The sequence below is a fragment of the Streptomyces durhamensis genome (assembly GCF_000725475.1).
In the GTDB taxonomy this organism is placed as follows: domain Bacteria; phylum Actinomycetota; class Actinomycetes; order Streptomycetales; family Streptomycetaceae; genus Streptomyces; species Streptomyces filipinensis.
Genome location: NZ_JNXR01000014.1, coordinates 73,850 through 96,515 on the forward strand (window position 1 = coordinate 73,850; position 22,666 = coordinate 96,515).

Sequence of the window (22,666 nt, forward strand, 5' to 3'; positions counted from 1 at the left end):
GCGCGCTGCGGCCTCACGGCTTCGGTGCGCCCCGGTCCGACGACGCCGTCCCCAGTACCTCGGCCGCCTCCGCGCGCCGCGCCCGGACGGTCGGGTCCTCCTCGCCCGCGTGCTCGTAGGCCGCGAGTACGGCACGCGCGCGTGCCGCCGCGTCCGCGGGGCGCCCGAGGTCCGCTTCCAGCCGGCCCGCCGCGAGTTCGGCACCGGTACGGCTGTGCAGCCCGTCCGCGCCCCGTGTGGCGAACAGCTCTGCCGCCCGTTCCAGCTGGACCAGCGCCGCCTCGCACAGGGCCCGGACGACACCGTCGTCGGCCTGCTCGGTCGCCGAGCGGACCAGCAGATCGCCGAACTGGCGGTGGGTGGCGGCCAGTTCCTCCGTGAGCTGGTCCCGGGACGCCGGGTCGGCCGCGGCCTCCAGCGCCCGCTCGCACTCCCGCACCGCCTCCGCCATCAGCTCGCGCGCGCCCTTTGCTCCGGCCTCCCCGCGCAGCGCCAGCCAGCCGCGGGCACGCAGGGAGCGGACGAGGAAGGGCGCATTGCCCAGCGCGCGCCACAGATCGCCCGCGCGCGCGTAGGCCTGGTCCGCCTGCGCCGCCAGTCCGGCGTGGCTCAGGGACTCGCCGGCGAGGTGGGCGAGCGTGGCGTGATCCTGCTGCTCGGGCCAGTGCCGGGCGATCTCGGCCGCCCGCAGCCGGCGGTCGGCCGCCGCGCGGTGGTCGCCCAGCTCGCTCAGGCAGTCGCCGAGCCACCACAGCGCCTGTACGACGGCCCCGTCGCCGTGTGTCCGGGCGGACAGGTCGGCCAGCGCCGACTCCAGTACCTCGGCGGCCTCCGCGCAGCGCCCCTGGCCGAGCAGCAGCCCGCCCAGCTGCTGCCGCGCCCAGGCGCCCAGCGTGCCGCTCTCACCGGCCTCGTCGGCCCAGTGAGCGGCCTGCAGCGCGTGCTCGGCGGCCTCGGTGCTCTCGCCCCGGCCGCCGATCACCTCGGCGAGCTGCAGATGGAGCTGGGCCCGCCCGACCGGCTCCACGTACGGCCCGCCGTGCTCCAGGGCGGCCCGCAGCGCCCGCTCGGCCTCGGCCAGGTCACCGGCCTGGTGGGCCAGTGCGGCGACCTGCACCTCGTACTCGACCGTGAACCAGGGGAGTCCGGCGGCCACGTAGTCGGCGGCGGCCCGCCGGAACAGCTCCGCCGCCCGCCCGGCGTCCCCGGTGTGCGCGGCCAGCTCGGCGAGCATGGCCCGTGCCTCCGCGGCCCGAGCGGCCAGCCGCACATCGTCCGCCCCCCGCTCTCCGACCAGCGCAAGCACTTCCCGCACAGCGTGCCCGGCCGCCACCACACCCGAATCGCCCCCCACCCCCGCGCCCCCGCCCGGCAGAGCACCCGAACCGCCCACAGCCCCGTCCGGCCGGGCCTCGCTCCCGAAGACCGGGGCCTCGTGCAGGCGTCGCATCAGGATCCGGGCTCGGCTCATCAGGACCGACGCCGTCTGCCGTAGGCCGGTGGCCTTCGAGGCGTAGAGGGCCAGTGCCTCGTCGTACAGGCCGGTGACCGTGTCGAGCGCCGCGTCCACCTCGCCCGTCAGGGCGCGGACGTACGCCCCACGCGCGCGTGCCGCCAGCGCCTCTCCGGGATCGCCCGCTTCCGCGTACAGCACAGCCGCCCGTTCGAACAGCTCGATGCCCTCGGGGCCGCGGGCCATCGCCTCGTGGTCGGCGATCTCCGCGCGGTCGCGCGGCGCCGGCTCCGCGTCGCGTGCGGCCCGTGTGACCGCCGCCCAGGCGTCGAGGGCGTGCGGCTGCAGAGTGTCCGACAGCCGCCGGGCCTCGGCGAGGAGGGCCGCGAGGTCGGACGCCTCCGGGGCCTCGGGCGCCGCGGCCACCGGCGCCGGTGCCGGGCGTACCGTGCGCACGCCCAGCGGAAGGCGCTCCACCACCGGCCGTTGCGCCATACGCGCGCGTGTCCGGTCGCCGACGTACGACGTGCCGTTGCGCCGGTCGAACCGCTCGGCCAGGTCCAGCGCCTCCACGCGCGCGTGCCCGGCGAGTTCCCCCGCGGTCCACGCCCGCCCGGCCGGCCCCGGCACCCGCTGCCCGGCGAGGCCCAGCCCGGTCAGCCGGTCCATCAGCAAGGTCACCACGGCCAGGAAGTCCAGCCGGCTGCGCGGCTGCCCGGTGTCCGTGAAGTACGCCGGCCGCTCGGCGAGCAGCTCCAGGGCGCGTGCCTCGTTGCCGGTCAGCGCGCAGAACTCCACATGGTCGGCGTACGCGCCGCGCATCGACTCCATCGGGCGTACGAGACGCAAGCCCCGCAGGTGGTTCGCGCGGGCCTCGTCCAGGCGGCCCAGACGCAGCAGCGGGGCCAGCGAGGAGGCGAGCACGGTGTGCGGTTCGTGCGCGCAGGCGAACTCGCCCTCCAGCACCGGCCGCCAGAGTTCGAGCGCCTCGGCGTCGTGGCCGCGCTCGGCCTGCCAGGTGCCCTGCCCGTGCAGCTCGCAGGCGTGGCAGTCGGCCATCTCGTCGCGGTCCGCGGCGAGCCACGCCGCGTACGCCCGCTCCGCCCGCACCAGGTCCCCGACGTGCGCGGCCACACTGAACTCGGCGCCGCGCACCGCTCGTTCGGAGTGCCCCGCGAGCCGGTAGCGGTGCTCCATCTCGCCGAGCCACTTCGTGATCGAGGCGAGCGGGATGTGCGGCTGGTCCAGCATGCCCGACGACATCCACTTGAAGACCCAGTGCAGCGAGTGCGCCTCGTACGCGTCGAAGTCCTCGGGCCGTTCGTCCCACATGCGCAGCAGCCGCGCGAACGGGACGAACATCTTGTCCTTCTCGGAGCTGTAGTTGTAGACCTTCAGCTGGTGCCCGAGCGCCTCGATCACGGCGAGCGGGACGTCCAGCCGCTCGGCCTCGGCGAGCAGCTGCTCCGCGCGCGCGTTGCGGGCCGGGCCCTCCGGTTGCCCGGAGTTCTCCGCCAGCGCCCGGCGCAGCGCGTCGAAGTCCGTGATCTCGTTCATCGCGCCTCACCCTCCCCATGGGTCGCCCACTCCAGCAGGCCGATGAACGCCCGGTTCAGCAGCGCCGAGTCCGCCGGCCTGAGCGGGCGCTGCGCCATCAGCAGGGCCTGCCCGTACAGCGACTCGGTGGCGGTGCCGACCAGTTCCGGGTCCCCGAGCGAACCGATCCTGCGTACCAGCGGGTTGAGATGGTTGAGCACCAGACGCGCGCGTGGGGCGCTGCCGCGCAGCGAGCCGAGGATGCCCGCCCACAGGTCGTCGGCCTGCTCCTCGGCCGCCGCCCGGGCCTGCTCGTGCCGGGCGGCCCGGTCGTCCAGGTGCAGGGCGGGCACGGACAGCGGATGGAAGGCCCGGAGTACGACGTCACAGCCCAGAGGGTCGAGCTTCGCCCGCGCGGTCGCCAGGAAACCGGACAGGGCCAGCTCCTCGCCCGGGTCGACCCCGTCCAGGTGCGCGGTCACGGTGTCCGCGTCCAGCTCGGCGACCACCGTCCCCGGCCGCACCGACGGCAGCGCCTCGACCAGGTCGCTGTCGTAGGTGTAGCCGCCGTTGACCACGCCGATGCCCTGCGCGGAGGCGATCGGCGCGACCTGCCGGTACTCCTCGACGGTCCGGGTGAAGTGCACCACCGGATGCCGCTGCGCGAACTCCTCCAGGGACAGCTGTCCGTCGGTCGTCTCGAACGGCAGCCAGGGCAGCATCGTGCGCAGCATCCCGTGGTCGTGCCGGGCGAGGGACTTCACGCCCAGGTGGTGCACGGCGAGGAACGCCGTCAGCCGCTCCGGATCACCGGCGGCGAGCCCCGTGAGCCACGAGCGGATCCTTTCGCCCAGTGCCTCCCGCACGGCGGCCAGCGTCTCGTCCTCGTACAGCGACTCGCGCGAGGCGGTCGGCCGCAGACTGTCGGTGTCGAGCACGCAGCGCACGAAGAACGCCCAGTCCGGCAGCACCTGTTCGGCCCGCTCGGTCAGCAGCATGCCCTTCAGGTGCACCCGGTGGGTCGCCCGCTGGGCGGGGCTCACCGCCGACGGCAGCACGTACGCCACCCCGCGGATCCCGGCCAGCGGCACGTCCAGGTCGATCGAGTCCAGCGGCGCGAACCCGAACAGCTCCCGGCAGTGCCGGGCCAGCGCGATCCGGCGCGCGGCGGGAGACGGATACGGCCGGTCCCAGGGCGCGGGCAGCGCGGTGACCGGCTCCTCACCCACGCGCACGTCGTACGGCAGCAGCGAGCCGAAGTCCCGGGCGAGGGCGCGGACCCGGTCGGGCGACAGCCACTCGGCCGCCCCGGGCCGCGCGCTCAGGTACACCGTCGTGCCGGGCTCGGGGCGCGCCGAGCCGGGCAGGGTGCGCACGGTGTACGACCCGTCGTCGCTCGCCGTCCACTCCACCGGCGGCGCGTCGGGCGTACGGGCGCTGCGGCTGACCACCCGGATCCGCTCGGCGACCACGAAACAGGCGAGCAGGCCGATGCCGAACTGGCCGAGGAAGTCCGAGCGGGCCTCCTGCAGGCCCTCGGCCCGCTTGGAGCTGCGGCCGATGGTGGCCAGCAGGTCGTGCACGTCCGCCTCGGTGAGCCCGATGCCGCTGTCCTCCACGCGCAGGCCGCCGTCCGCCGGGTGCAGCCGGACCAGGGCCGGGGCCTCCGGCTGCTCGGCCCGCCGGGCGGTGATCGCGTCCACGGCGTTCTGCAGCAGTTCGCGCAGGTAGACCTTCGGGCTGGAGTAGAGGTGATGCGAGAGCAGGTCCACCAGACCGCGCAGGTCGACCTGGAACGCATGGGGTGGGTGAGGGGACCGGGGTGCCTGGGATGGCTGCGAAGTCTGGGAGTCCATCGTCACGGCGCCGCGGACGGGGGAGCTCGCACGGCGCGGGGTCGGGCGGTCCCGGTGGGGCGGTGACCGCGGAGGGGATGGCCGGAGCGCGCCATCCTAGAGCCCGAACGAACCGTCTGACCAGGACTTTCCCGAAGCGTATACGGCTTTGTCAGTGGCGTGGTGTGCAATGGATCTCGTGCCCGCACTGGAAGAACCACTGAAGCAGTCCCTGAAGTCAGTGCTCGGCCCCGCCACCGCGAAGGTGATGGCCGAGCATCTCGGCCTGCACACCGTAGGCGACCTCCTCCACCACTACCCGCGCAGATACGAGGAGCGCGGTCAGCTCACCCATCTCGCCGACCTCCCCATGGACGAGCACGTCACGGTGGTCGCGCAGGTCGCCGACGCCCGGCTGCACTCCTTCGCCTCCGCCAAGGCCCCCCGCGGCAAGGGCCAGCGCCTGGAGGTCACGATCACCGACGGCAGCGGCCGTCTCCAGCTGGTCTTCTTCGGCAACGGCGTGCACAAGCCCCATAAGGAGCTGCTGCCGGGCACCCGCGCGATGTTCGCCGGCAAGGTCTCGGTCTTCAACCGCCGGCTGCAACTGGCCCATCCGGCCTACGAGTTGCTGCGCAGCGACGGCGAGGAGGCGGTCGAGAGCTGGGCCGGCGCCCTGATCCCCCTCTACCCGGCCACGGCCAAGCTGGAGTCCTGGAAGATCGGCAAGGCGGTCCAGACGGTGCTGCCCACCGCCCAGGAGGCCGTCGACCCGCTGCCGCCCTCCCTGCGCGAGGGCCGCGGCCTGCTCCCGCTCCCCGAGGCCCTCCTCAAGATCCACCGACCGCACACCAAGGCCGACATCGCGGCAGCCCGCGACCGCCTGAAGTGGGACGAGGCCTTCGTCCTCCAGGTCGCCCTGGCCCGCCGCCGCCACGCGGACGCCCAGCTCCCCGCCGTCCCCCGCACCCCGGGGCCGGACGGCCTCCTTTCGGCCTTCGACGACCGCCTCCCCTTCACCCTCACCGAGGGACAGCAGAAGGTCTCCAGGGAGATCTTCGACGACCTCGCGACCGAGCACCCGATGCACCGCCTGCTGCAGGGGGAAGTCGGTTCGGGCAAGACAATGGTGGCGCTGCGCGCCATGCTCGCCGTGGTCGACGCGGGCGGGCAGGCGGCCATGCTGGCACCCACCGAGGTCCTCGCCCAGCAGCACCACCGTTCGGTCACCGAGATGATGGGCGAGCTGGCCGAGGGCGGCATGCTGGGCGGCGCCGAGCACGCCACCAAGGTCGTCCTGCTCACCGGCTCCATGGGTGCCGCCGCCCGCCGCCAGGCGCTGCTCGATCTGGTCACCGGCGAGGCCGGCATCGTCATCGGCACGCACGCCCTGATCGAGGACAAGGTCCAGTTCCACGACCTCGGCCTGGTCGTGGTCGACGAACAGCACCGCTTCGGCGTCGAGCAGCGCGACGCCCTGCGGGGCAAGGGCAAACAGCCGCCGCACCTGCTGGTGATGACGGCCACCCCGATCCCGCGCACGGTCGCCATGACGGTCTTCGGCGACCTGGAGACCTCCGTCCTCGACCAGCTCCCCGCCGGCCGCTCCCCGATCGCCAGCCATGTGGTCCCGGCCGCCGACAAGCCCCACTTCCTCGCCCGCGCCTGGGAACGGGTCCGCGAGGAGGTGGCGAACGGCCACCAGGCGTACGTCGTCTGCCCCCGCATCGGCGACGACGCCGACGAGGCGGTCGATGCCAGGAAGGCCGGCGGGAAGAAGTCCCCCGAGGACGAGGCGGAGAAGCGCCCGCCGCTCGCCGTCCTGGAGGTGGCCGACCAGCTGGGCCGCGGCCCCCTGCAGGGCCTGCGGGTCGAGGTCCTGCACGGCCGCATGCACCCCGACGACAAGGACGCGGTGATGCGCCGGTTCGCGGCCGGCGAGACGGACGTCCTGGTCGCCACCACGGTCATCGAGGTCGGTGTGAACGTCCCCAACGCCACGGTGATGGTCATCATGGACGCCGACCGCTTCGGCGTCTCCCAGCTCCACCAGCTGCGCGGCCGCGTCGGCCGCGGCTCGGCCCCCGGCCTGTGCCTGCTGGTCACCGAGATGCCCGAGGCCAGCCCCGCCCGCCAGCGCCTGGGCGCCGTGGCCTCCACCCTCGACGGCTTCGAACTCTCCCGCATCGACCTCGAACAGCGCCGGGAGGGCGACGTCCTCGGCCAGGCCCAGTCCGGCGCCCGCTCCAGCCTGCGCGTCCTGGCGGTCATCGAGGACGAGGAGGTCATCGCGGAGGCGAGACAGGAGGCGACGGCGCTGGTGGCGGCGGATCCGGAGCTGGAGCGCCTGCCGGGTCTCCGCACGGCTCTGGACGCGCTGTTGGACGACGAGAGGGAGCAGTACCTGGAAAAGGGGTGAAGGGCGGCACCCCCCGGGGGGCGGGGCCGTACCGATACGCGGCTCCGCCGTGCGGGCGCGAGCGACCACCACGGACCGCCTGCGAGACTGAAGCCGTACACCACCCCCGAACAAGGACTGAAGATGACCCGCGTGATCGCCGGCAGGGCAGGCGGCCGTCGCCTCTCGGTACCACCCGGCACCGGAACCCGGCCGACATCGGACCGCGCCCGCGAAGGTCTCTTCTCCACCTGGCAGTCCCTGCTCGGCGGCCCCCTGGACGGCGAACGGGTCCTCGACCTCTACGCCGGCTCCGGTGCCGTGGGCCTGGAGGCCCTCTCCCGGGGCGCGAGCCACACCCTCCTGGTCGAGGCCGACGCCCGCGCAGCGAAGATCGTCCGCGACAACGTGAAGAACCTGGGCCTCCCCGGCGCCGAGGTCAGAGCGGGCAAAGCGGAACAGATCATCAAGTCACCGCCCTCGCAGGAGCCGTACGACCTGGTGTTCCTCGACCCGCCGTACGCCGTCACGGACGACGATCTTCGCGAGATTCTGCTCACACTCCGCTCGGAAGGCTGGCTCGCTGAGCAAGCGCTCGTCACCGTGGAGCGCAGCACCAGAGGCGGCGAATTCCGCTGGCCGGACGGCTTCGCGGCGATCCGGTCCCGTCGCTACGGCGAGGGAACGTTTTGGTACGGTCGCGCCGCCTCTACGTGCGAAGACGCACGATGACCGGACCGGAGAGCGAGGGATCACAAGTGCGCCGCGCCGTCTGTCCCGGGTCGTTCGACCCGATCACCAACGGACATCTCGACATCATCGCCCGCGCCTCCCGTCTGTACGACGAGGTCTACGTCGCGGTGATGATCAACAAGTCCAAGAAGGGCCTGTTCGAGATCGACGAGCGGATCGAGCTGATCCGCGAGGTCACCACCGACTACGCCAACGTCCGCGTCGAGGCCTTCCACGGCCTCCTCGTCGACTTCTGCAAGCAGCGCGACATCCCCGCCATCGTCAAGGGCCTGCGCGCCGTCAGCGACTTCGACTACGAGCTGCAGATGGCCCAGATGAACGTCGGCCTCACCGGCGTCGAAACGCTGTTCGTGCCTACCAACCCCACGTACAGCTTCCTCTCCTCCTCCCTGGTCAAGGAGGTCGCCGCCTGGGGCGGCGACGTCTCCCACCTGGTGCCCGCGCCGGTTCTCCAGGCCCTGAACAAGCGCCTGCGCAAGGACTGATGGGGCTACAGTCGTCCCGTCCGTCTCCAACCCGGCTGTAGAGAGTGGCGAGCACAGGTGGACGTGCAGAAGAAGCTCGACGAGATCGTCTCCACGGTCTCCGGCGCCCGGTCCATGCCCATGTCGGCGTCGTGCGTGGTCAACCGCGCCGAGCTGCTCGCGCTGCTCGAAGAGGTGCGCCAGGCGCTGCCCGGCTCGCTCGCGCAGGCGCAGGAGCTGATCGGCGACCGTGAGCAGATGGTCGAGCAGGCCCGGCTGGAGGCCGAGCGGATCATCGGCAACGCCCACGCCGAACGCGGTTCGCTGATCTCCGACACCGAGATCGCCCGCCGCTCCCAGAGCGAGGCCGACCGGATCCTGGCCGAGGCCCGCAAGGAGGCCGAGGAGATCCGCGCCGAGGCCGACGACTACGTCGACTCCAAGCTCGCCAACTTCGAGGTCGTCCTCACCAAGACGCTCGGATCGGTCGGCCGTGGGCGCGAGAAGCTGCTCGGCACCGGACCCGGCCTGGACGAGAACGGCTACGAGGACGAGGACGCCCCCGAGCGCAGCCACGACCCCGAGACCCTGCGCCGCAACGCCGACCAGTACGTCGACGTCAAGCTGGGCGCCTTCGAGGCGGTCCTCGCCAAGACGCTGGAGGCCGTCGGGCGCGGCCGGCAGAAGCTGCACGGCCGGATCGCCACGGACGACCTCGGCGCCCTCGCCGACGACTCCACGACCTTCCAGCACTCCAGCGACGCCGACTACCTCGCCGACCTCGCGGCCCTCGCCGAGCAGGACACCGCGGCCGAGCGCCCGGACCGGCAGCAGCAGCCGCAGCAGCCGTCGTACGAGCCGCAGCCGGCCTACTCCTACGACCAGCAGCAGCCGGACCCCTACGCCGGCTTCCCGCAGCAGCCCGCCTACGGCCAGCAGGACCCCTACGGCTACCAGCAGGCCGACCCCTACGCCGCCACCTCCGGCTTCGCTCCGGCGGGAGGTGCCCCCTTCCAGGGCTCCTACGACGCCCAGCAGGGCGCCTACGACCCGCAGCAGGCCCAGCAGTCCCCGCAGCACCCGACGCAGCAGGGCTACGCTCTGGACGAGACCAGCCTCTTCGACACCGGCATGATCAGCGCGGAGCAGTTGCGGGCCTACGAGCAGGGGCGCGGGCTGCAGTGACGTACCGGATTGGGCCCTGAGCGAAAGCTCCAGTATCCTGGCTCTTCGGTCGCGTGTACGTCCGCGATCACCGCTGCCCTCGGTACCGACGGGCGGCGGCCCTCCGAGCTCGAAGATCGAAAGCAGGAATGGCTTCCAACGCCCGCCTCGACCACCGCAACCCCCTCGTGTTCGACACACACGAGCTGGGTCGGCGTCCTGGCGCGCTGCAGCGCCTGACCCGCACGATCGACGCTCCCGCCGATCTCGGCATCCAGGGGGTCATCGGAGTGCCGGCAGGCGCGCCGGTGGAGCTCGAACTCCGGCTCGAGTCGGTCATGGAAGGGGTGCTCGTCACAGGCACCGCCCGTGCACAGGCCGAGGGGGAGTGCGTAAGGTGTCTGGAGCCGGTCGGGCTGGAGCTCGAAGCGGACTTCCAGGAACTGTTCTCGTACCCTGACGCCGACGACCGGGGCCGCGTGATCGCGGAACCGGGCGACGACGCCGAGGACGACGAGGACAGGTTCTTCATCGAGGACGGACTCTTCGACCTCGAACCTCTGCTGCGCGATGCGGTGGTGCTCGCACTGCCGATGCAGCCGGTGTGCCAGGAAGACTGCCCGGGTCTGTGCTCCGAGTGCGGAGCGCGGCTCGCGGACGACCCGGACCACCATCACGACGCCGTCGACATCCGTTGGGCGGCTTTGCAGGGACTCGCCGGTTCACTCGAAGACGGCGAGAAGGACGAGATGAGCGGCGCTGACGCGGAAGCGGGCGTCGACGAGAAGCAGGAGAAGTAGCCGTGGCTGTTCCGAAGCGGAAGATGTCGCGCAGCAACACGCGCCACCGCCGGTCGCAGTGGAAGGCTGCGGTCCCCACCCTGGTTGCGTGCGAGCGCTGCCACGAGCCCAAGCAGCAGCACATCGCGTGCCCGTCTTGCGGCACCTACAACAAGCGCCAGGTCCTCGAAGTCTGAGCGGGCTGGTGAGAGGCACTGTGTCCAGTCCCAAGAAGGCGGAAGACGCCAAGGCGGACGCACCCGCCAAGAAGAAGGCGGACAACACGGCCTCGTCCCACACGCTTCTGGAAGGGCGGCTCGGCTACCAGGTCGAGTCCGCCCTTCTGGTGCGCGCGCTGACCCACCGTTCCTACGCGTACGAGAACGGCGGTCTGCCGACGAACGAGCGGCTGGAGTTCCTCGGTGACTCCGTCCTCGGCCTCGTCGTCACGGACACGCTGTACCGCACCCACCCCGACCTGCCCGAAGGCCAGCTGGCCAAGCTGCGGGCCGCGGTGGTCAACTCGCGTGCGCTGGCGGAGGTCGGCCGTGGCCTCGACCTGGGTTCCTTCATCCGGCTCGGCCGCGGTGAAGAGGGCACGGGCGGCCGGGACAAGGCGTCCATTCTGGCCGACACCCTGGAAGCGGTGATCGGCGCGGTCTATCTCGACCAGGGCCTCGACTCGGCGTCCGAGCTGGTGCACCGGCTCTTCGACCCGCTGATCGAGAAGTCCTCGAACCTCGGTGCCGGCCTGGACTGGAAGACCAGTCTCCAGGAGCTGACCGCGACCGAAGGACTCGGTGTGCCCGAGTACCTGGTCACGGAGACCGGACCCGATCACGAGAAGACCTTCACTGCTGCCGCCCGCGTCGGAGGCGTCTCGTACGGCACCGGCACCGGCCGCAGCAAGAAGGAGGCGGAGCAGCAGGCCGCGGAGTCCGCCTGGCGGGCCATCAAGGCCGCCGCGGACGAGCGCGCCAAGGCAGCCAAGGAGGCCGAGCAGGCCGACGAGGAGGCCAAGGAAGCCGTCAAGGACGGCGAGTCCTCGTCCGCCCCCGCCTGACCCACTACAGCGCCGAGCGCCCGCCCCGCCGTTCCCGGTGGGACGGGCGCTCGGCTCGTCCACCGCTTCGTACGGGGGTCCCATGCCCGAGTTGCCCGAGGTCGAGGTCGTCCGGCGTGGCCTCGCGCGCTGGGTCGCCCACCGCACCGTCGCCGAGGTCGAGGTGCTGCACCCGCGCGCCGTGCGCCGGCACATCGCGGGTGCGGACGACTTCGCGCACCGGCTCAAGGGCCACCACATCGGCACCCCCAGCCGCCGCGGCAAGTACCTGTGGCTGCCGCTGGAGGAGACCAACCAGTCCGTCCTCGCCCACCTCGGCATGAGCGGCCAGCTGCTGGTGCAGCCCGTACGGACGCCGGACGAGAAGCACCTGCGCATCCGGGTCCGGTTCGCCGACTCCCTGGGCACCGAGCTCCGGTTCGTCGACCAGCGCACCTTCGGCGGGCTGTCGCTGCACGACAACACCCCCGACGGCCTGCCCGACGTCATCGCGCACATCGCCCGCGACCCCCTCGATCCGCTGTTCGACGACGAGGCCTTCCACCAGGCACTGCGCCGCAAGCGGACCACCATCAAGCGCGCCCTGCTGGACCAGTCGCTGATCAGCGGGGTCGGCAACATCTACGCGGACGAGGCGCTGTGGCGCTCCCGCATCCACTACGAGCGCCCCACGGTGAACTTCACCCGCCCGGTCACGACGGCGCTCCTCGGCCATGTCCGGGACGTGATGAACGCGGCCCTCGCGGTCGGCGGCACCAGCTTCGACAGCCTGTACGTCAACGTCAACGGCGAGTCGGGCTACTTCGACCGGTCCCTGGACGCCTACGGCCGCGAGGGGCTGCCCTGCAAGCGGTGCGGTACGCCCATGCGCCGGCGCCCCTGGATGAACCGCTCCAGCTACTTCTGCCCGAAGTGTCAGAGGGCGCCGCGCGTCTCGTCGTAACGCGCGCGTGCCGCGAGGACGTCGTCCATGGCGCCCTCCACGCAGTGGATGAGCGCCAGCAGACGCTCGGTGACCTGTCGGCCCAGCGGGGTCAGCTCGTAGTCCACGCGCGGCGGGTTCGTCGGCTGTGCCTCGCGGTGCACCAGACCGTCGCGTTCCAGCGCGTGCAGCGTCTGGGACAGCATCTTCTCGCTCACCCCGTCCACGCGGCGGCGCAGCTCGTTGAAGCGCAGCGAGCCCTCGTACAGCGCGCCGAGCGTCAGTCCGCCCCAGCGGCCCGTGACGTGCTCCAGCGTGCCGCGGGACGGGCAGGACTTGGCGAAGACGTTGTAGGCCAGGTCATCGTACGCCTGGTCGTCCTGGTCCGGGGTGGTGGCGGTCATGAGGCAAGGGTACGCGGGCGCAGCGCTAACCACTAGCTTGCACTAACTAGAGGTTAGTGCTTTCCTGAAGTCACTGCTCTTGAGCTGCCCATCCGAGCCCACCCGTTCGAGGAGCCTCTGTGACCACCCCTGTCGTTTCCATCGCCTACCACTCCGGCTTCGGCCACACCGCCGTCCTCGCCGAGGCCGTCCGTGCCGGGGCCGCCGACGCGGGTGCCGAGGTGCACCTGATCAAGGTCGACGAGATCACCGACGAGCAGTGGGAGACGCTGGACCGCTCCGACGCGATCGTCTTCGGCTCGCCCACCTACATGGGCACCGCCTCCGGTGCCTTCCATGTCTTCGCCGAGGCGACCTCCAAGCGCTGGTTCGGCCAGGACTGGAAGGACAAGCTGGCCGCCGGCTTCACCAACTCGGCCTCCAAGAGCGGCGACAAGCTGCACACCCTGCAGTTCTTCCAGACGCTCGCCGCCCAGCACGGCATGACCTGGGTGAACCTCGGCCTGCTCCCCGGCTGGAACGCCAGCACCGCATCCGAGAACGACCTCAACCGCCTCGGCTTCTTCGCCGGCGCCGCCGCCCAGAGCAACAACGACGAGGGCCCCGAGGGCGTCCACAAGGCGGACGTCGCCACCGCCGAGCACCTCGGCCGCCGGGTCACCGAGACGGCGAAGGTCTTCGCCCGGGGACGGGCCGCCGCCTGAGCGAACCCTGGACCGGCCGGCGCCGGTCACCGCCGACTCGACCGACGGCGGTGACCGGCGCCGGCCGTCGGCATGCTGCGGTCGCCGGTTGCCCCATCGGACGTGCCGCGGAGGGCTATAAAGCGTAGATCCGGAGGGGGACCCGTGACACCCGGCGGCGTGTCGGGGCACACCTCGCTCGCCAACGTGCCCGCGCCGCCGCACGACTCCTTCGGCCGGCCCGACGCTCGTGGCGGTCGCGACCTCAAAGGAGTGACATGCTCACGCGTAAGTCCCTTGTCCGGACCGCCCAGGTGCTCTTCATGGGCACTGCCGCCACACTCGCCGCCATCGCGCTGGCTCCCGGGGCCTCGGCCGCCACGATCGCCGTGTCCTGCAGCGAGGGTGCGCTGGCCAGTGCCATCACCACCGCCAACACCCAGCCCGGGAGCGACACGCTCAACCTGGCGCCCGGTTGGCCCCTATGAGCTGACCAGCGAACTGCCCGCCATCACCTCGCAGATCGTCATGAACGGCAACGGTGCCACGATCACCCGTGCCTCCGGCACGTTCCGTCTCCTCACCGTCAACGGCGGCAACCTGACCCTGCGCGCGATCCAGCTCACCAACGGCGACGCCACCGGCAGCTCGGTCCAGAACGGCGCCGGCGGCGCCATCGTCGTCACCGGCAACGGCACCCTGAACCTCAGCAGCTCCGTCGTCCGGAACAACCACGCCAGCTTCGGCGGCGGCATCAGCGACTTCAGCGGCTCCGTGACGACGGTGAACCTGACCGCCTTCGCGGGCAACACCGCGTCCCAGAACGGCGGCGCCATCGTCAACGACGGCACGGTGAGCGTGGCGTTCTCCCAGATCAACGGGAACACGGCCGACAACGTGGGTGGCGGCATCGCCAACATCGGCACGCTGAAGGTCAACCTGACCAACATCATCGACAACACCGGGACGAACGGCGGCGGCGGACTCGCCAACGGCGTCCCCGCCGTGAGCGGCGGAACCTCCACGCTGACCGCCAGCAACGTCAGCAACAACCACGCGGGCGGCACGAACCCCGGCGGCATCTACAACAACGGCGGCACCGTGGCGCTGATCGGCACCCGGGTCGCGTCCAACACCCCGAACAACTGCGCCACCAGCCCGACCCCCGTCCCCGGCTGCGTCGGCTGACCCTCGGGCCGGGCGTCCTGGACCAACGCTGCCACCTGCGACCCGGCTGTCGCCGGTGGCCGGCGTCGGTCGCGGTCGAGCACCCTCCTGCGCCCCCGGGACGGCCCGGCCGGGCGACAGCGCGGGGGGCCCTCGGTGCCATCCGTCACGGGCTATTCACTGAGCGCCTCCCGAGGCTGGGCGCTGACCTGCGGAGTGCTCAGTAGCCGAAGAAGTGAAGGGCCGGGTCTGTGACCTGCGGCCGTGTAATTGATCAACGCTGCGACCTGCGACTTAGCTGTCGGTGGTTGTCAGCGTTGGTCGTCGTTGAGCGTCCTTCAACGGCCCCGAGACGGCCCAGGGCTACATGATGCTGGCGGCATCATGGTCACCATGGACGCTGGTATAGCTGCCGTACTGGGCGCGGCAGTAGGAACCTTGGGCACGATCGTGACGGGCTGGACCTCAAGGTCATTAGCCAAGATGCAGATGCGCGTCGAGTCCCTCCGGGAACGGAGGGAGCCGCGTAGATCCTCCTACGACGCCTTCTCCTCTGCTGTCGCCGCACTTCATGACCATCTTCAGCCTTGGGTCACCTTTGGGCGCGTCCTCGATTCGTCGCGGGCACCAGGTACGGAAGGGGCAGATCCTGTCTCCTACCTGCTGAGCAGCGAGTTCAAGGAGGGATACATACCCCGTGCGATCGAGCTGGCTGACGAAGTCAGTCGCTCCGGCCGACACGTGATCCTGGACGGACCGGCGCATCTCGAACCTTTCGTGACCAAGGCCACGGAACTGTCCGGTGAGCTCGTTGCCCCCTTCAGGATCATGCAGAGCTTCAATCGCCTATCTGACAACGTAGGGGACTCGATCGTTGCCTATGACACTTCGGCGTTTCCCGACAAGCTCAAGCAGCTAGAGCGAAGCGTTCGAGACTTTCTCCTGCAAGCGAGTACGGCGCTGGATCGTGAAGTCGCCACTTGACCGAGCGGTCGGCGTAGCGACTTTGGCCGGGAGCTGCTTTGGCGCGAGTGATCATGGCCCCGTAAGCTTCCGGCGCGTCGGGCAGTCTGTGGACCTGCCCGGTAAAGCACGACGTTGGGGCCATGATCCGGTGCCGAGCGGGGCGGAGACATGAGCGCGGGCGCCGCCGGCCGCCCGCGCCCGCCCGGAGGAGCGAAGCGACGACCGGTGCTTGATGAGGTAGAGAAACCTGTAACGGGCTGAGGACTCAGCTGCTCAGTCGGTACTCAAGGACGTAAGAGCCAGCATCCAAGAGCATCTGATTGACCTCGACCGGTCGGTCCTCGGCGGTGTACGCGATACGGCAGATCTCAACCACTGGCGTCCCCGGAGTCAGCCCGAGAGCCGTTCGTTCATCCTCGCTGGGCATGCGTGCCCGCAGCTCCTCGCTGAAGCGCACCGGCTCGGCCCCGAGTTCGGCAAGCCGTGCATAGCTTCCTCCCGGGCCGGTGTCCTCTTGCGTGATGGCAGTACCTCGGACGAGTTCTGCGGGCAGGTAGGACGTGGCCATCTGGACAGGCCGATCCTCGACCACGAATTTGCGGCTGCGGACGATGACCGGTGCGCCCGGCTCCAGGTTCAGGCAACGGCTCACCTGGTGGGGGGCCTCTGTCTCGTAAACCTGCACGTCAGTGACGAGCGGTCGCTGGGCAACGTCTGCGGACCAGATGGACTGGCCTGCGGACCACCGAGACTTGGCCAGTCGGTCATTCGCTACACGCCGAATCGGCCGGAACTCCCTGACGTAGGTGCCTGAGCCTGGCCGTGCGACAGCCAGACCTTCGCTGACGAGGATCTTGAGCGCTTGGTTAGCGGTCATCTTGGCGACGCCGTACGTCCGGACAAGTGATGGCTCGCCGGGCAACCGATCTCCCGGTGTCAGTTCACCGGACTCGATTCGCGCCCGGAGATCGTCGGCGATCTGCCGCGCAGTCTCGGGCATGACCTCTCTGCTCCTCAGGCTCCCTAGGGTGGTTCGTGATACCCCACCCTAACGCATCCATAGATGCGCCGACTCGCCGTCGCACGGCTTGTTTCCGTCGTTGACATCCCTAGGGAGGTTGGCTTCAATCTCCCTAGGGAGGTTACGACTCCTGGAGCAGCAAGAAGGGGCGACGCCCTACCGCCAAGCAGACGCGTCGCCCCTCGTGTCCCTCGAAGGGAGCTTCCATCATGCCTGCAACGCTGACTGCTTCGCCTGCTGTACCCGCTCAGCGATCCACAGAGGCCGTCTCCGTGATCGCGAACCTGTCCAACCTGGAACGGGCCGTGGCGCTGTATGCCTCGGACATGCCGCTGCGCTTCCTGATGCGCCCCGGCAACGAGACCACGGTGCTGGCCTGGATTCTCCAGGGCGTTGCCCGGCTCGGCCTTGCTGAGGTTCGCCGCTCGGCCGCCTACGCCTACGGCTACCGGCTGCTCTGGCTGGCCGACCTGACCACGCAGGAACAGGACCAGGCCCACCAGCGCCGGTTCCCCAACGAGCGACGGTGGGACCGCGCCGAACGCCTCGCCTCCTCCTTCACGGTCTGGGCCGACTACCCCATGACGCAGGCCGCCAAGGACCGGGCGGGTCGCCCGGAGGTCGAGGGCGCGTGCCGCTGCGGTGGTGCCGGCTGGATCGGCGAGTGCCTCGACCCGGACGACCCGACCACCCGCACGGCCCGCAGCTGCCCCGGACACAACCCCGAGGGCCGCATCACCCGGCGTCCGGAGGCGGTGACGGCATGAGCGTCTTCCCTTCCTGCCTGGATCTGCTGGAAGTGCTGGATCGCCCGGCCACGTGCCCCGGTTGCCGTGCTCACGCGCCCGGCTGGGTCCGGGTATCGGTGGACGGGCTGAGCGTCCTGACCCACGACGGTGACCGGATCTGCCCGGCCGACCCTGCCTTCGGCTCGGCTGCCTCGGCCCCGGCGCCTGTCGCTTCGACCGTGGTCCTGGGGGTGGCCGCGTGACGGTCTTTCCCGTCGCCCCTGAGGCCGTGGCCGGTGCTGCGGCCTCTTTGGGCACCGACCCCCTGACCCTGGCCGACCTGCTTCGGGTGGCGAACTCGCCGGGCTTCGACCGCTGGCAGGAACAGATCCGCCGTACCGGCGGCTGCGCGAACCCGATCCGGCTGCGGGGCGAGACGGTCACCCGCGACGCCAAGGCCGGGGGCGTCCTGTACTCCTACAGCACCGAGCAGGAGCCGGGCGGCATGCTCCGGGTCGCCTGCGGCAACCGGCGGGCCTCCCGCTGCCCGGCCTGCGCCTGGACGTACGCCGGGGACACCTACCACCTGATCCGGGCCGGTATCACCGGCGATGAAAGCAAGGACGTGCCCGACACCGTGCGGGATCACCCTCGCGTCTTCGCCACGCTGACCGCCCCGTCGTTCGGCCCGGTACACAACCGGCCCGACTCCGGCCGCTGCCGCTGCGGGAGCTCCCACGCCGAGGATGACCCGCGCCTGGGCACGGCCTTGGACCCGGACCGGTACGACTACGAGGGCGCGGTGCTGTGGAACAACTTTGCCGGGGACCTGTGGCGGCGCTTCACCATCTACCTCCGCCGTGAGATTGCCGCTCGTGCGGGCCTGACGCAGACGGCCTTACGGAAGGTGTGCCGGGTCTCCTTCGGCAAGGTCGCCGAGTTCCAGAAGCGCGGCTCCGTGCACTTCCACGCGGTGGTGCGGCTCGACGGCCCCAACGGCCCGGACACGGCTCCGCCGGCATGGGCCACGGTCGCGCTCCTGGACGGCGCCATCAAGGGTGCCGCCGCTCGCGCTTCCGTCCCGGTCCCCGCCTCCGGTGACCACCCGGCACGCACTCTGCGGTGGGGCTCCCAGGTCGACGTGCAGCCCATCGGGGCCCTCGGTCAGGAGGAACTGACCGAACAGGCCGTAGCCTCCTACGTGGCCAAGTACGCCACGAAAGCCGCCGAGACCACAGGCACCGTGGATCATCGGATCGGGGAGTTGTCCGAACTCGATCGGCTGCCGCTGCCCGCGCACACCCGGCGCCTGATCGAAGCCTGCTGGAACCTGGACGGCGACTACCCGGAACGGCTGCTGTCCCGCTGGGCACACATGCTCGGCTTCCGCGGGCACTTCTCCACCAAGTCCCGCCGCTACTCCACCACCCTCGGCGCCCTGCGCCAGGTCCGCGCTGACTACCGCGCCCGGCAGGAACGCCGCGAACGCGGGCTCTCCGAAGACCTCGATGACACGGAGGGCACCACGCTCGTGCTCGCCCACTGGACGTATGCCGGACAGGGCCACACCCCCGGCGAATCCTGGCTCGCCGCCACGATCGCCCGAGACATCCGACTGAACCGAGTGACAGCGCGCGAAGCCCTGGCAGAACTGGACGACTGGGAGGTGTGCGCATGAAGCGCCCGCTGCCTTCCCGCTACCTGACGCCGATCGACGTCGCTGACCTGCTCGGCGTGCCGGTTGAGACCGTCTACCAGTGGCGGCGCAAGGGCACCGGCCCCCGTGGCTTCCGAGTCGGCCGGCATCTTCGCTTCGACCCGGAAGACGTGCGCGCCTGGGTCGAGTCCCTGATGGAAGGGGCCGCCTGATGGCCGGGCACATCCAAGACCGCTGGTTCAAGACGGAGGCCGGGCCGGACGGCAAGCCTTGCAGGGTGAAGACCGAACGCCATGGTGTCGGCCTCCGCTACCGGGCTCGCTACGTCGGCCCGGACGGGTCCGAGAAGTCCAAGAGCTTCCCGGACAAGCAGAAGCGCAAGGCGGAACAGTGGCTGGCCAACATCGAGGCCGACATGTCGCGCGGCGACTACGTCGACCCCGACGCTGGCAAGGTCACGTTCGAGCAGTACGCCACAGAGTGGATGGCCACGCAGATCACGGACCCGCTGACCCGCGAATCCGTGGAAAGTCGTCTGCGGCTGCACGCGATCCCGTACCTGGGCACGCGGCCGTTGGCGTCGTTCACCCCGTCGCACCTTCGGCTCTGGCTGCGGACCCTGGAGGATCGTGGGCTTTCCGCCGGGTACCGGCGCGGCATCTTCGCTCATGTCTCCACGGTCTTCACCGCTGCCGTCGAGGACCGGATCATCCGGACCAACCCGTGCAGCGCTCGGTCTGTGCGCGCGCCGCGCCTGGAGCCTCGCAAGGTCAAGCCGTGGCCTGCCGAACGGATCATGGCCGTGCGCTCGGCACTGCCGGACCGCTACCAAGCCCTCGTAAACGTCGCGGCCGGATGCGGTCTGCGTCAGGGTGAGGCCTTCGGCCTGGCCGTGGAAGACGTGGACTTCCTCGGGGGAGTGGTGCACGTCGTACGTCAGGTCAAGCTACTGCGGCTGTCCCGGCCGGTGTTCGCTCCGCCGAAGGGTGGCAAGGAGCGTGAGGTCCCTCTGCCTGAGTCCGTCGCCTTCGCGCTGGCTGCTCACCTCAAGCACCACCCGGCCGCGAGGATCACGCTGCCGTGGAAGACCCTCGACGGTCCGCCCGTCACGGCATCGCTGATTTTCACCGGACCCATGGGGCTTTCGCTGGATCGGAACCGCTTCAACGACCGCGTATGGCGGCCGGCACTTCGGGCCGTGGGCGTCGAGACCGGGCGGGACAACGGCATGCACGCGCTGCGGCACTTCTACGCCTCGGTGCTCCTGGACGCGGGGGAGAGCATCAAGGCTCTGAGTGAGTACCTGGGCCACCACGACCCCGGCTTCACGCTGCGGACGTACACGCACCTGATGCCGTCGAGCGGGACCAGGACCCGGGCCGCCGTGGATCGCGTCTTCGCGGACGAGGAACCCGCGATTGACGGCCCGGACACGGCCCATGAGGGTGCTTAGCCGTCTGACCTGCGGCTATCTCAGTAGCCGAAGTCCTGGGTCCACCAAGGGCCGCCCGGGCCGAAGTGGACGCCGACTCCGAGGGTCTTGAAGTCGCAGTTCAGGATGTTGGCGCGGTGGCCGGGGCTGTTCATCCAGGCCTGCACCACGGCCGCCGCGTCGGCCTGGCCGCGGGCGATGTTCTCGCCGCCGAGGTCGGTGACGCCGGCCGCCGCGGCCCGGTCCCACGGCGTCTTGCCGTTGGGGTCCGTGTGGTCGAAGAAGTCGCGCGCCGCCATGTCGTCGCTGAACGACTCGGCCAGCCGGGTCAGCGAGGAGTTCGCCGCCAGCGGGCTGCACCCGACCTTCGCCCGCTCCTGGTTGACCAGCTTGAGCACCTCCGCCTCGGCGGCGGCCCGCGCCGAGACGGTCACCGGTGCGGAACTCGCCGTGGGCTTCTTCGGCGTCTTGGGTGACTTGGTCGCCGCGGCCGGCGGGGTGGGGGTCGTCTTCCGCCGGGACGGCGTGGTGGTCGGCGCCGGCTTCTCGGACGCGGCCTTCGACGGGCCGGGCGTGGGGGAGACCGACTTCGACGCCGACGCGGAGACGGACGGGCGCGGGGACTCCGGGCCCACCGGGTTCCGGCCGGTGCCGGTGCCGGTGCCGCTGCCCGTGCCGTGCTCTGCGGTGTCGGCGCTGCCCGAGGTGCCGCCCTGCTCCGCGGCCGTGTTGCTCGGCGTGCCCGCCGCCTGCGCCCGCTCGCCGCCGGCGGTCTCCGTGGTGCCGCCGAGCTTGTAGTTCTGCAGACCCGGCACCACGCCCGTGGCCACCGCGGCCGTACCGAGGGCGACGGCCGCGGACACCCCGAGCAGGCCCGTGCGGACCGGCTTTCCGGCCCTCTTCCGGCGCCGGGGGCCGGGGGAGGGGTCGCCGGCCGGCGGGAAGCCGCCGCCCGCGGAGCCTTCCGCCGCCGGGCCTTCGTCGCCCGCCGCGAACAGATAGGCGTGGGCCTTGGCGGTCTCCTCGGCGTAGGCCTCCGGGTTCAGATACGGCGCGATGCCCCTGGGCGCCCGGCCCCCGTACCAGTGCTGAGGGTCCCCGCTGCCGGTGCCGGAGCGCTCCGTACGTATGCCCTCCGTGGCGCGGCCCGAGGCGGCGCGGCCGGCGGCGATGCGTCGGTGGCGTCCCATGTCCCTGCCCTCTTCTCGTCCTCGCGGTCGGCCCGGAGCCTGCGCGGCGAGTGACTCCTTCTGGCCAACCCGACTCACTCGATCGAGTGAGTTTCATATGAGATGCATTGGCTCGGGACGGTACCCCATGCCGCCGGAGGACGATGTGTGCTGAGCGACACCGGCCGGTTAGGTTGCCCCCATGAGCGAGGATGTTCGACTGGTCGCCTGGGTGCGCGGACGCGTGCAGGGTGTGGGTTTCCGCTGGTTCACGCGTGCCAAGGCGCTGGAGATCGGCGGCCTGAGTGGTTTTGCTCTCAATCTGGCCGACGGCCGGGTCCAGGTGGTCGCGGAGGGGGCCCGGGAGGGCTGCGAGGGGCTCCTCGACTGGCTCCAGGGCGACGACACGCCCGGGCGGGTGGACGGAGTCACGGAGATCTGGGACACACCTCGCGGCGGCTACGACGGCTTCGCCATCCGCTGAGACGGATCCGCGGGGGCGCGCGGCCCGGCGTGCGGCGAGCTGCCGCGAGCGCCTGCGGAAGCGGAAACGACCTGGTGGTTGCCAAGAACGGCCCAGCATGGCAGGCTCCGCTGGTACTGCTGATCGTCACGCCCTGAGGGCTCCGGGTGAGTCGCAGCGCCGCCGCTTTTCCGGCCGCGCGCCCCGGTTTGCCCGCCAATACAGGGCGTGATCGTGTTGACCGTCAAACTTTTTGGTGAGACGCTGAAAGCCCCGCGCACCTTAGCTGTTTGGCATGGAGCAACAGCAGAGCAACACCCGAATGTGCCAAGCACCGCGGGTGCGAAATCCCTCACGACCCACACCGCATCGGTCGGTCACTCAGTGTGGAGGACCATCCATCATGGCAAAGGCGCTTCTCGGTTACGTCGGCGGCTCCGACCCTCGACTCCTCGCCGAGATGCGACGGCTGCAGCAGCGTGTACAGGACCTGGAGTCCGAGCTCGTAAGGATCCAGGCGGAGAACGAAGCGCTGTCGGCTGCCGCCTCTCAGGACAGGATCATGGAGAGCATCGACGCACACCAGGCGGAGCCTGCGCTCACCTGATC

The 22,666-nt window shown here is 71.0% G+C and carries 23 protein-coding genes; 18 read left to right on the forward strand and 5 right to left on the reverse strand.

Going from position 1 to position 22,666, the window contains the following annotated elements; translation table 11 throughout:
- Positions 1 to 13: 13 nt before the first annotated feature.
- Together IO33_RS0121075 and IO33_RS0121080 are read right to left on the reverse strand one after the other, a co-directional pair.
- Positions 14 to 3,010, reverse strand: a complete 2,997-nt coding sequence (locus tag IO33_RS0121075) for a hypothetical protein (RefSeq protein ID WP_031167242.1) — start codon at positions 3,008 to 3,010, stop codon at positions 14 to 16.
- Positions 3,007 to 4,845, reverse strand: coding sequence for an HSP90 family protein (locus IO33_RS0121080; protein WP_078963818.1), 1,839 nt, complete (start codon positions 4,843 to 4,845; stop codon positions 3,007 to 3,009). The genes IO33_RS0121075 and IO33_RS0121080 overlap by 4 nt, the downstream gene beginning before the upstream one ends.
- Before the next feature lie 169 nt (positions 4,846 to 5,014).
- Here IO33_RS0121080 and recG point away from each other — a divergent pair, with 169 nt between their 5' ends.
- The 8 genes from recG (at position 5,015) to mutM (ending at position 12,388) form a co-directional block, all read left to right on the forward strand.
- On the forward strand, positions 5,015 to 7,243 hold the full coding sequence (recG, locus tag IO33_RS0121085; RefSeq protein ID WP_031167246.1) for an ATP-dependent DNA helicase RecG: 2,229 nt from the start codon (positions 5,015 to 5,017) through the stop codon (positions 7,241 to 7,243).
- 123 nt (positions 7,244 to 7,366) lie between these two features.
- Positions 7,367 to 7,954: a 16S rRNA (guanine(966)-N(2))-methyltransferase RsmD gene (rsmD, locus tag IO33_RS0121090; RefSeq protein WP_031167248.1), complete on the forward strand. Its 588-nt coding sequence runs from the start codon at positions 7,367 to 7,369 to the stop codon at positions 7,952 to 7,954.
- A gap of 26 nt (positions 7,955 to 7,980) precedes the next feature.
- Positions 7,981 to 8,460: a pantetheine-phosphate adenylyltransferase gene (gene coaD / locus IO33_RS0121095; RefSeq protein ID WP_031167249.1), complete on the forward strand. Its 480-nt coding sequence runs from the start codon at positions 7,981 to 7,983 to the stop codon at positions 8,458 to 8,460.
- A 57-nt stretch (positions 8,461 to 8,517) separates the two neighbouring features.
- Positions 8,518 to 9,624 carry a F0F1 ATP synthase subunit B gene (locus IO33_RS0121100; protein ID WP_031167251.1) on the forward strand — a complete coding sequence of 369 codons (1,107 nt, stop codon included), beginning with the start codon at positions 8,518 to 8,520 and terminating at the stop codon, positions 9,622 to 9,624.
- 128 nt (positions 9,625 to 9,752) lie between these two features.
- A complete protein-coding gene (locus IO33_RS0121105) occupies positions 9,753 to 10,403 on the forward strand; it encodes a YceD family protein (RefSeq protein WP_031167253.1) in 651 nt (216 codons plus the stop codon).
- Between the two features lie 2 nt (positions 10,404 to 10,405).
- A complete protein-coding gene (gene rpmF, locus IO33_RS0121110) occupies positions 10,406 to 10,579 on the forward strand; it encodes a 50S ribosomal protein L32 (protein ID WP_003951102.1) in 174 nt (57 codons plus the stop codon).
- 8 nt (positions 10,580 to 10,587) lie between these two features.
- A complete protein-coding gene (rnc, locus tag IO33_RS0121115; RefSeq protein ID WP_209438889.1) occupies positions 10,588 to 11,445 on the forward strand; it encodes a ribonuclease III in 858 nt (285 codons plus the stop codon).
- Between the two features lie 82 nt (positions 11,446 to 11,527).
- Positions 11,528 to 12,388, forward strand: coding sequence for a bifunctional DNA-formamidopyrimidine glycosylase/DNA-(apurinic or apyrimidinic site) lyase (gene mutM / locus IO33_RS0121120; protein ID WP_031167258.1), 861 nt, complete (start codon positions 11,528 to 11,530; stop codon positions 12,386 to 12,388).
- On the opposite strand, the gene IO33_RS0121125 is transcribed toward mutM, so the two are convergent.
- On the reverse strand, positions 12,361 to 12,771 hold the full coding sequence (locus IO33_RS0121125) for a winged helix-turn-helix transcriptional regulator (protein ID WP_031167261.1): 411 nt from the start codon (positions 12,769 to 12,771) through the stop codon (positions 12,361 to 12,363). The genes mutM and IO33_RS0121125 overlap by 28 nt on opposite strands.
- A 119-nt stretch (positions 12,772 to 12,890) precedes the next feature.
- On the opposite strand from IO33_RS0121125, the gene IO33_RS0121130 reads away from it, so the two are divergent.
- The 4 genes from IO33_RS0121130 to IO33_RS0121145 all read left to right on the forward strand — a co-directional run bounded on the left by IO33_RS0121130 (position 12,891) and on the right by IO33_RS0121145 (position 15,605).
- Entirely contained in the window at positions 12,891 to 13,475 is a 585-nt protein-coding gene (locus IO33_RS0121130; protein WP_031167263.1) for a flavodoxin family protein, read from the forward strand.
- 257 nt (positions 13,476 to 13,732) lie between these two features.
- A complete protein-coding gene (locus IO33_RS0121135; RefSeq protein WP_031167265.1) occupies positions 13,733 to 13,942 on the forward strand; it encodes a hypothetical protein in 210 nt (69 codons plus the stop codon).
- A gap of 40 nt (positions 13,943 to 13,982) precedes the next feature.
- Positions 13,983 to 14,642: a hypothetical protein gene (locus IO33_RS0121140; RefSeq protein ID WP_031167267.1), complete on the forward strand. Its 660-nt coding sequence runs from the start codon at positions 13,983 to 13,985 to the stop codon at positions 14,640 to 14,642.
- 372 nt (positions 14,643 to 15,014) lie between these two features.
- Entirely contained in the window at positions 15,015 to 15,605 is a 591-nt protein-coding gene (locus tag IO33_RS0121145) for a hypothetical protein (RefSeq protein ID WP_157857881.1), read from the forward strand.
- A gap of 247 nt (positions 15,606 to 15,852) precedes the next feature.
- Here the strand turns inward: IO33_RS0121145 and IO33_RS0121150 are convergent, their stop codons facing one another.
- Positions 15,853 to 16,587: a GntR family transcriptional regulator gene (locus IO33_RS0121150; RefSeq protein WP_031167272.1), complete on the reverse strand. Its 735-nt coding sequence runs from the start codon at positions 16,585 to 16,587 to the stop codon at positions 15,853 to 15,855.
- A gap of 293 nt (positions 16,588 to 16,880) precedes the next feature.
- Here IO33_RS0121150 and IO33_RS45970 point away from each other — a divergent pair, with 293 nt between their 5' ends.
- The 4 genes from IO33_RS45970 to IO33_RS0121175 all read left to right on the forward strand — a co-directional run bounded on the left by IO33_RS45970 (position 16,881) and on the right by IO33_RS0121175 (position 20,446).
- Positions 16,881 to 17,375 (forward strand): hypothetical protein, encoded by a 495-nt coding sequence (locus IO33_RS45970; protein ID WP_051926880.1) that lies wholly within the window; start codon positions 16,881 to 16,883, stop codon positions 17,373 to 17,375.
- Positions 17,376 to 17,595: 220 nt separating this feature from the next.
- Positions 17,596 to 19,014, forward strand: coding sequence for a replication initiator protein RepSA (repSA, locus tag IO33_RS0121165; RefSeq protein ID WP_031167279.1), 1,419 nt, complete (start codon positions 17,596 to 17,598; stop codon positions 19,012 to 19,014).
- Positions 19,011 to 19,205 (forward strand): helix-turn-helix transcriptional regulator, encoded by a 195-nt coding sequence (locus tag IO33_RS0121170; RefSeq protein WP_031167282.1) that lies wholly within the window; start codon positions 19,011 to 19,013, stop codon positions 19,203 to 19,205. The genes repSA and IO33_RS0121170 overlap by 4 nt, the downstream gene beginning before the upstream one ends.
- On the forward strand, positions 19,205 to 20,446 hold the full coding sequence (locus IO33_RS0121175) for a tyrosine-type recombinase/integrase (RefSeq protein WP_031167284.1): 1,242 nt from the start codon (positions 19,205 to 19,207) through the stop codon (positions 20,444 to 20,446). The genes IO33_RS0121170 and IO33_RS0121175 overlap by 1 nt, the downstream gene beginning before the upstream one ends.
- Positions 20,447 to 20,466: 20 nt before the next feature.
- Here IO33_RS0121175 and IO33_RS0121180 read toward each other — a convergent pair whose 3' ends face one another.
- The gene (locus IO33_RS0121180) at positions 20,467 to 21,615 is read right to left on the reverse strand and encodes a CAP domain-containing protein (protein WP_031167286.1); all 1,149 of its coding nucleotides are present in this window, start codon (positions 21,613 to 21,615) and stop codon (positions 20,467 to 20,469) included.
- A 181-nt stretch (positions 21,616 to 21,796) separates the two neighbouring features.
- On the opposite strand from IO33_RS0121180, the gene IO33_RS0121185 reads away from it, so the two are divergent.
- On the forward strand, positions 21,797 to 22,078 hold the full coding sequence (locus IO33_RS0121185) for an acylphosphatase (RefSeq protein ID WP_031167288.1): 282 nt from the start codon (positions 21,797 to 21,799) through the stop codon (positions 22,076 to 22,078).
- 382 nt (positions 22,079 to 22,460) lie between these two features.
- Positions 22,461 to 22,664 carry a hypothetical protein gene (locus tag IO33_RS0121190; RefSeq protein WP_031167290.1) on the forward strand — a complete coding sequence of 68 codons (204 nt, stop codon included), beginning with the start codon at positions 22,461 to 22,463 and terminating at the stop codon, positions 22,662 to 22,664.
- Positions 22,665 to 22,666: the final 2 nt, after the last annotated feature.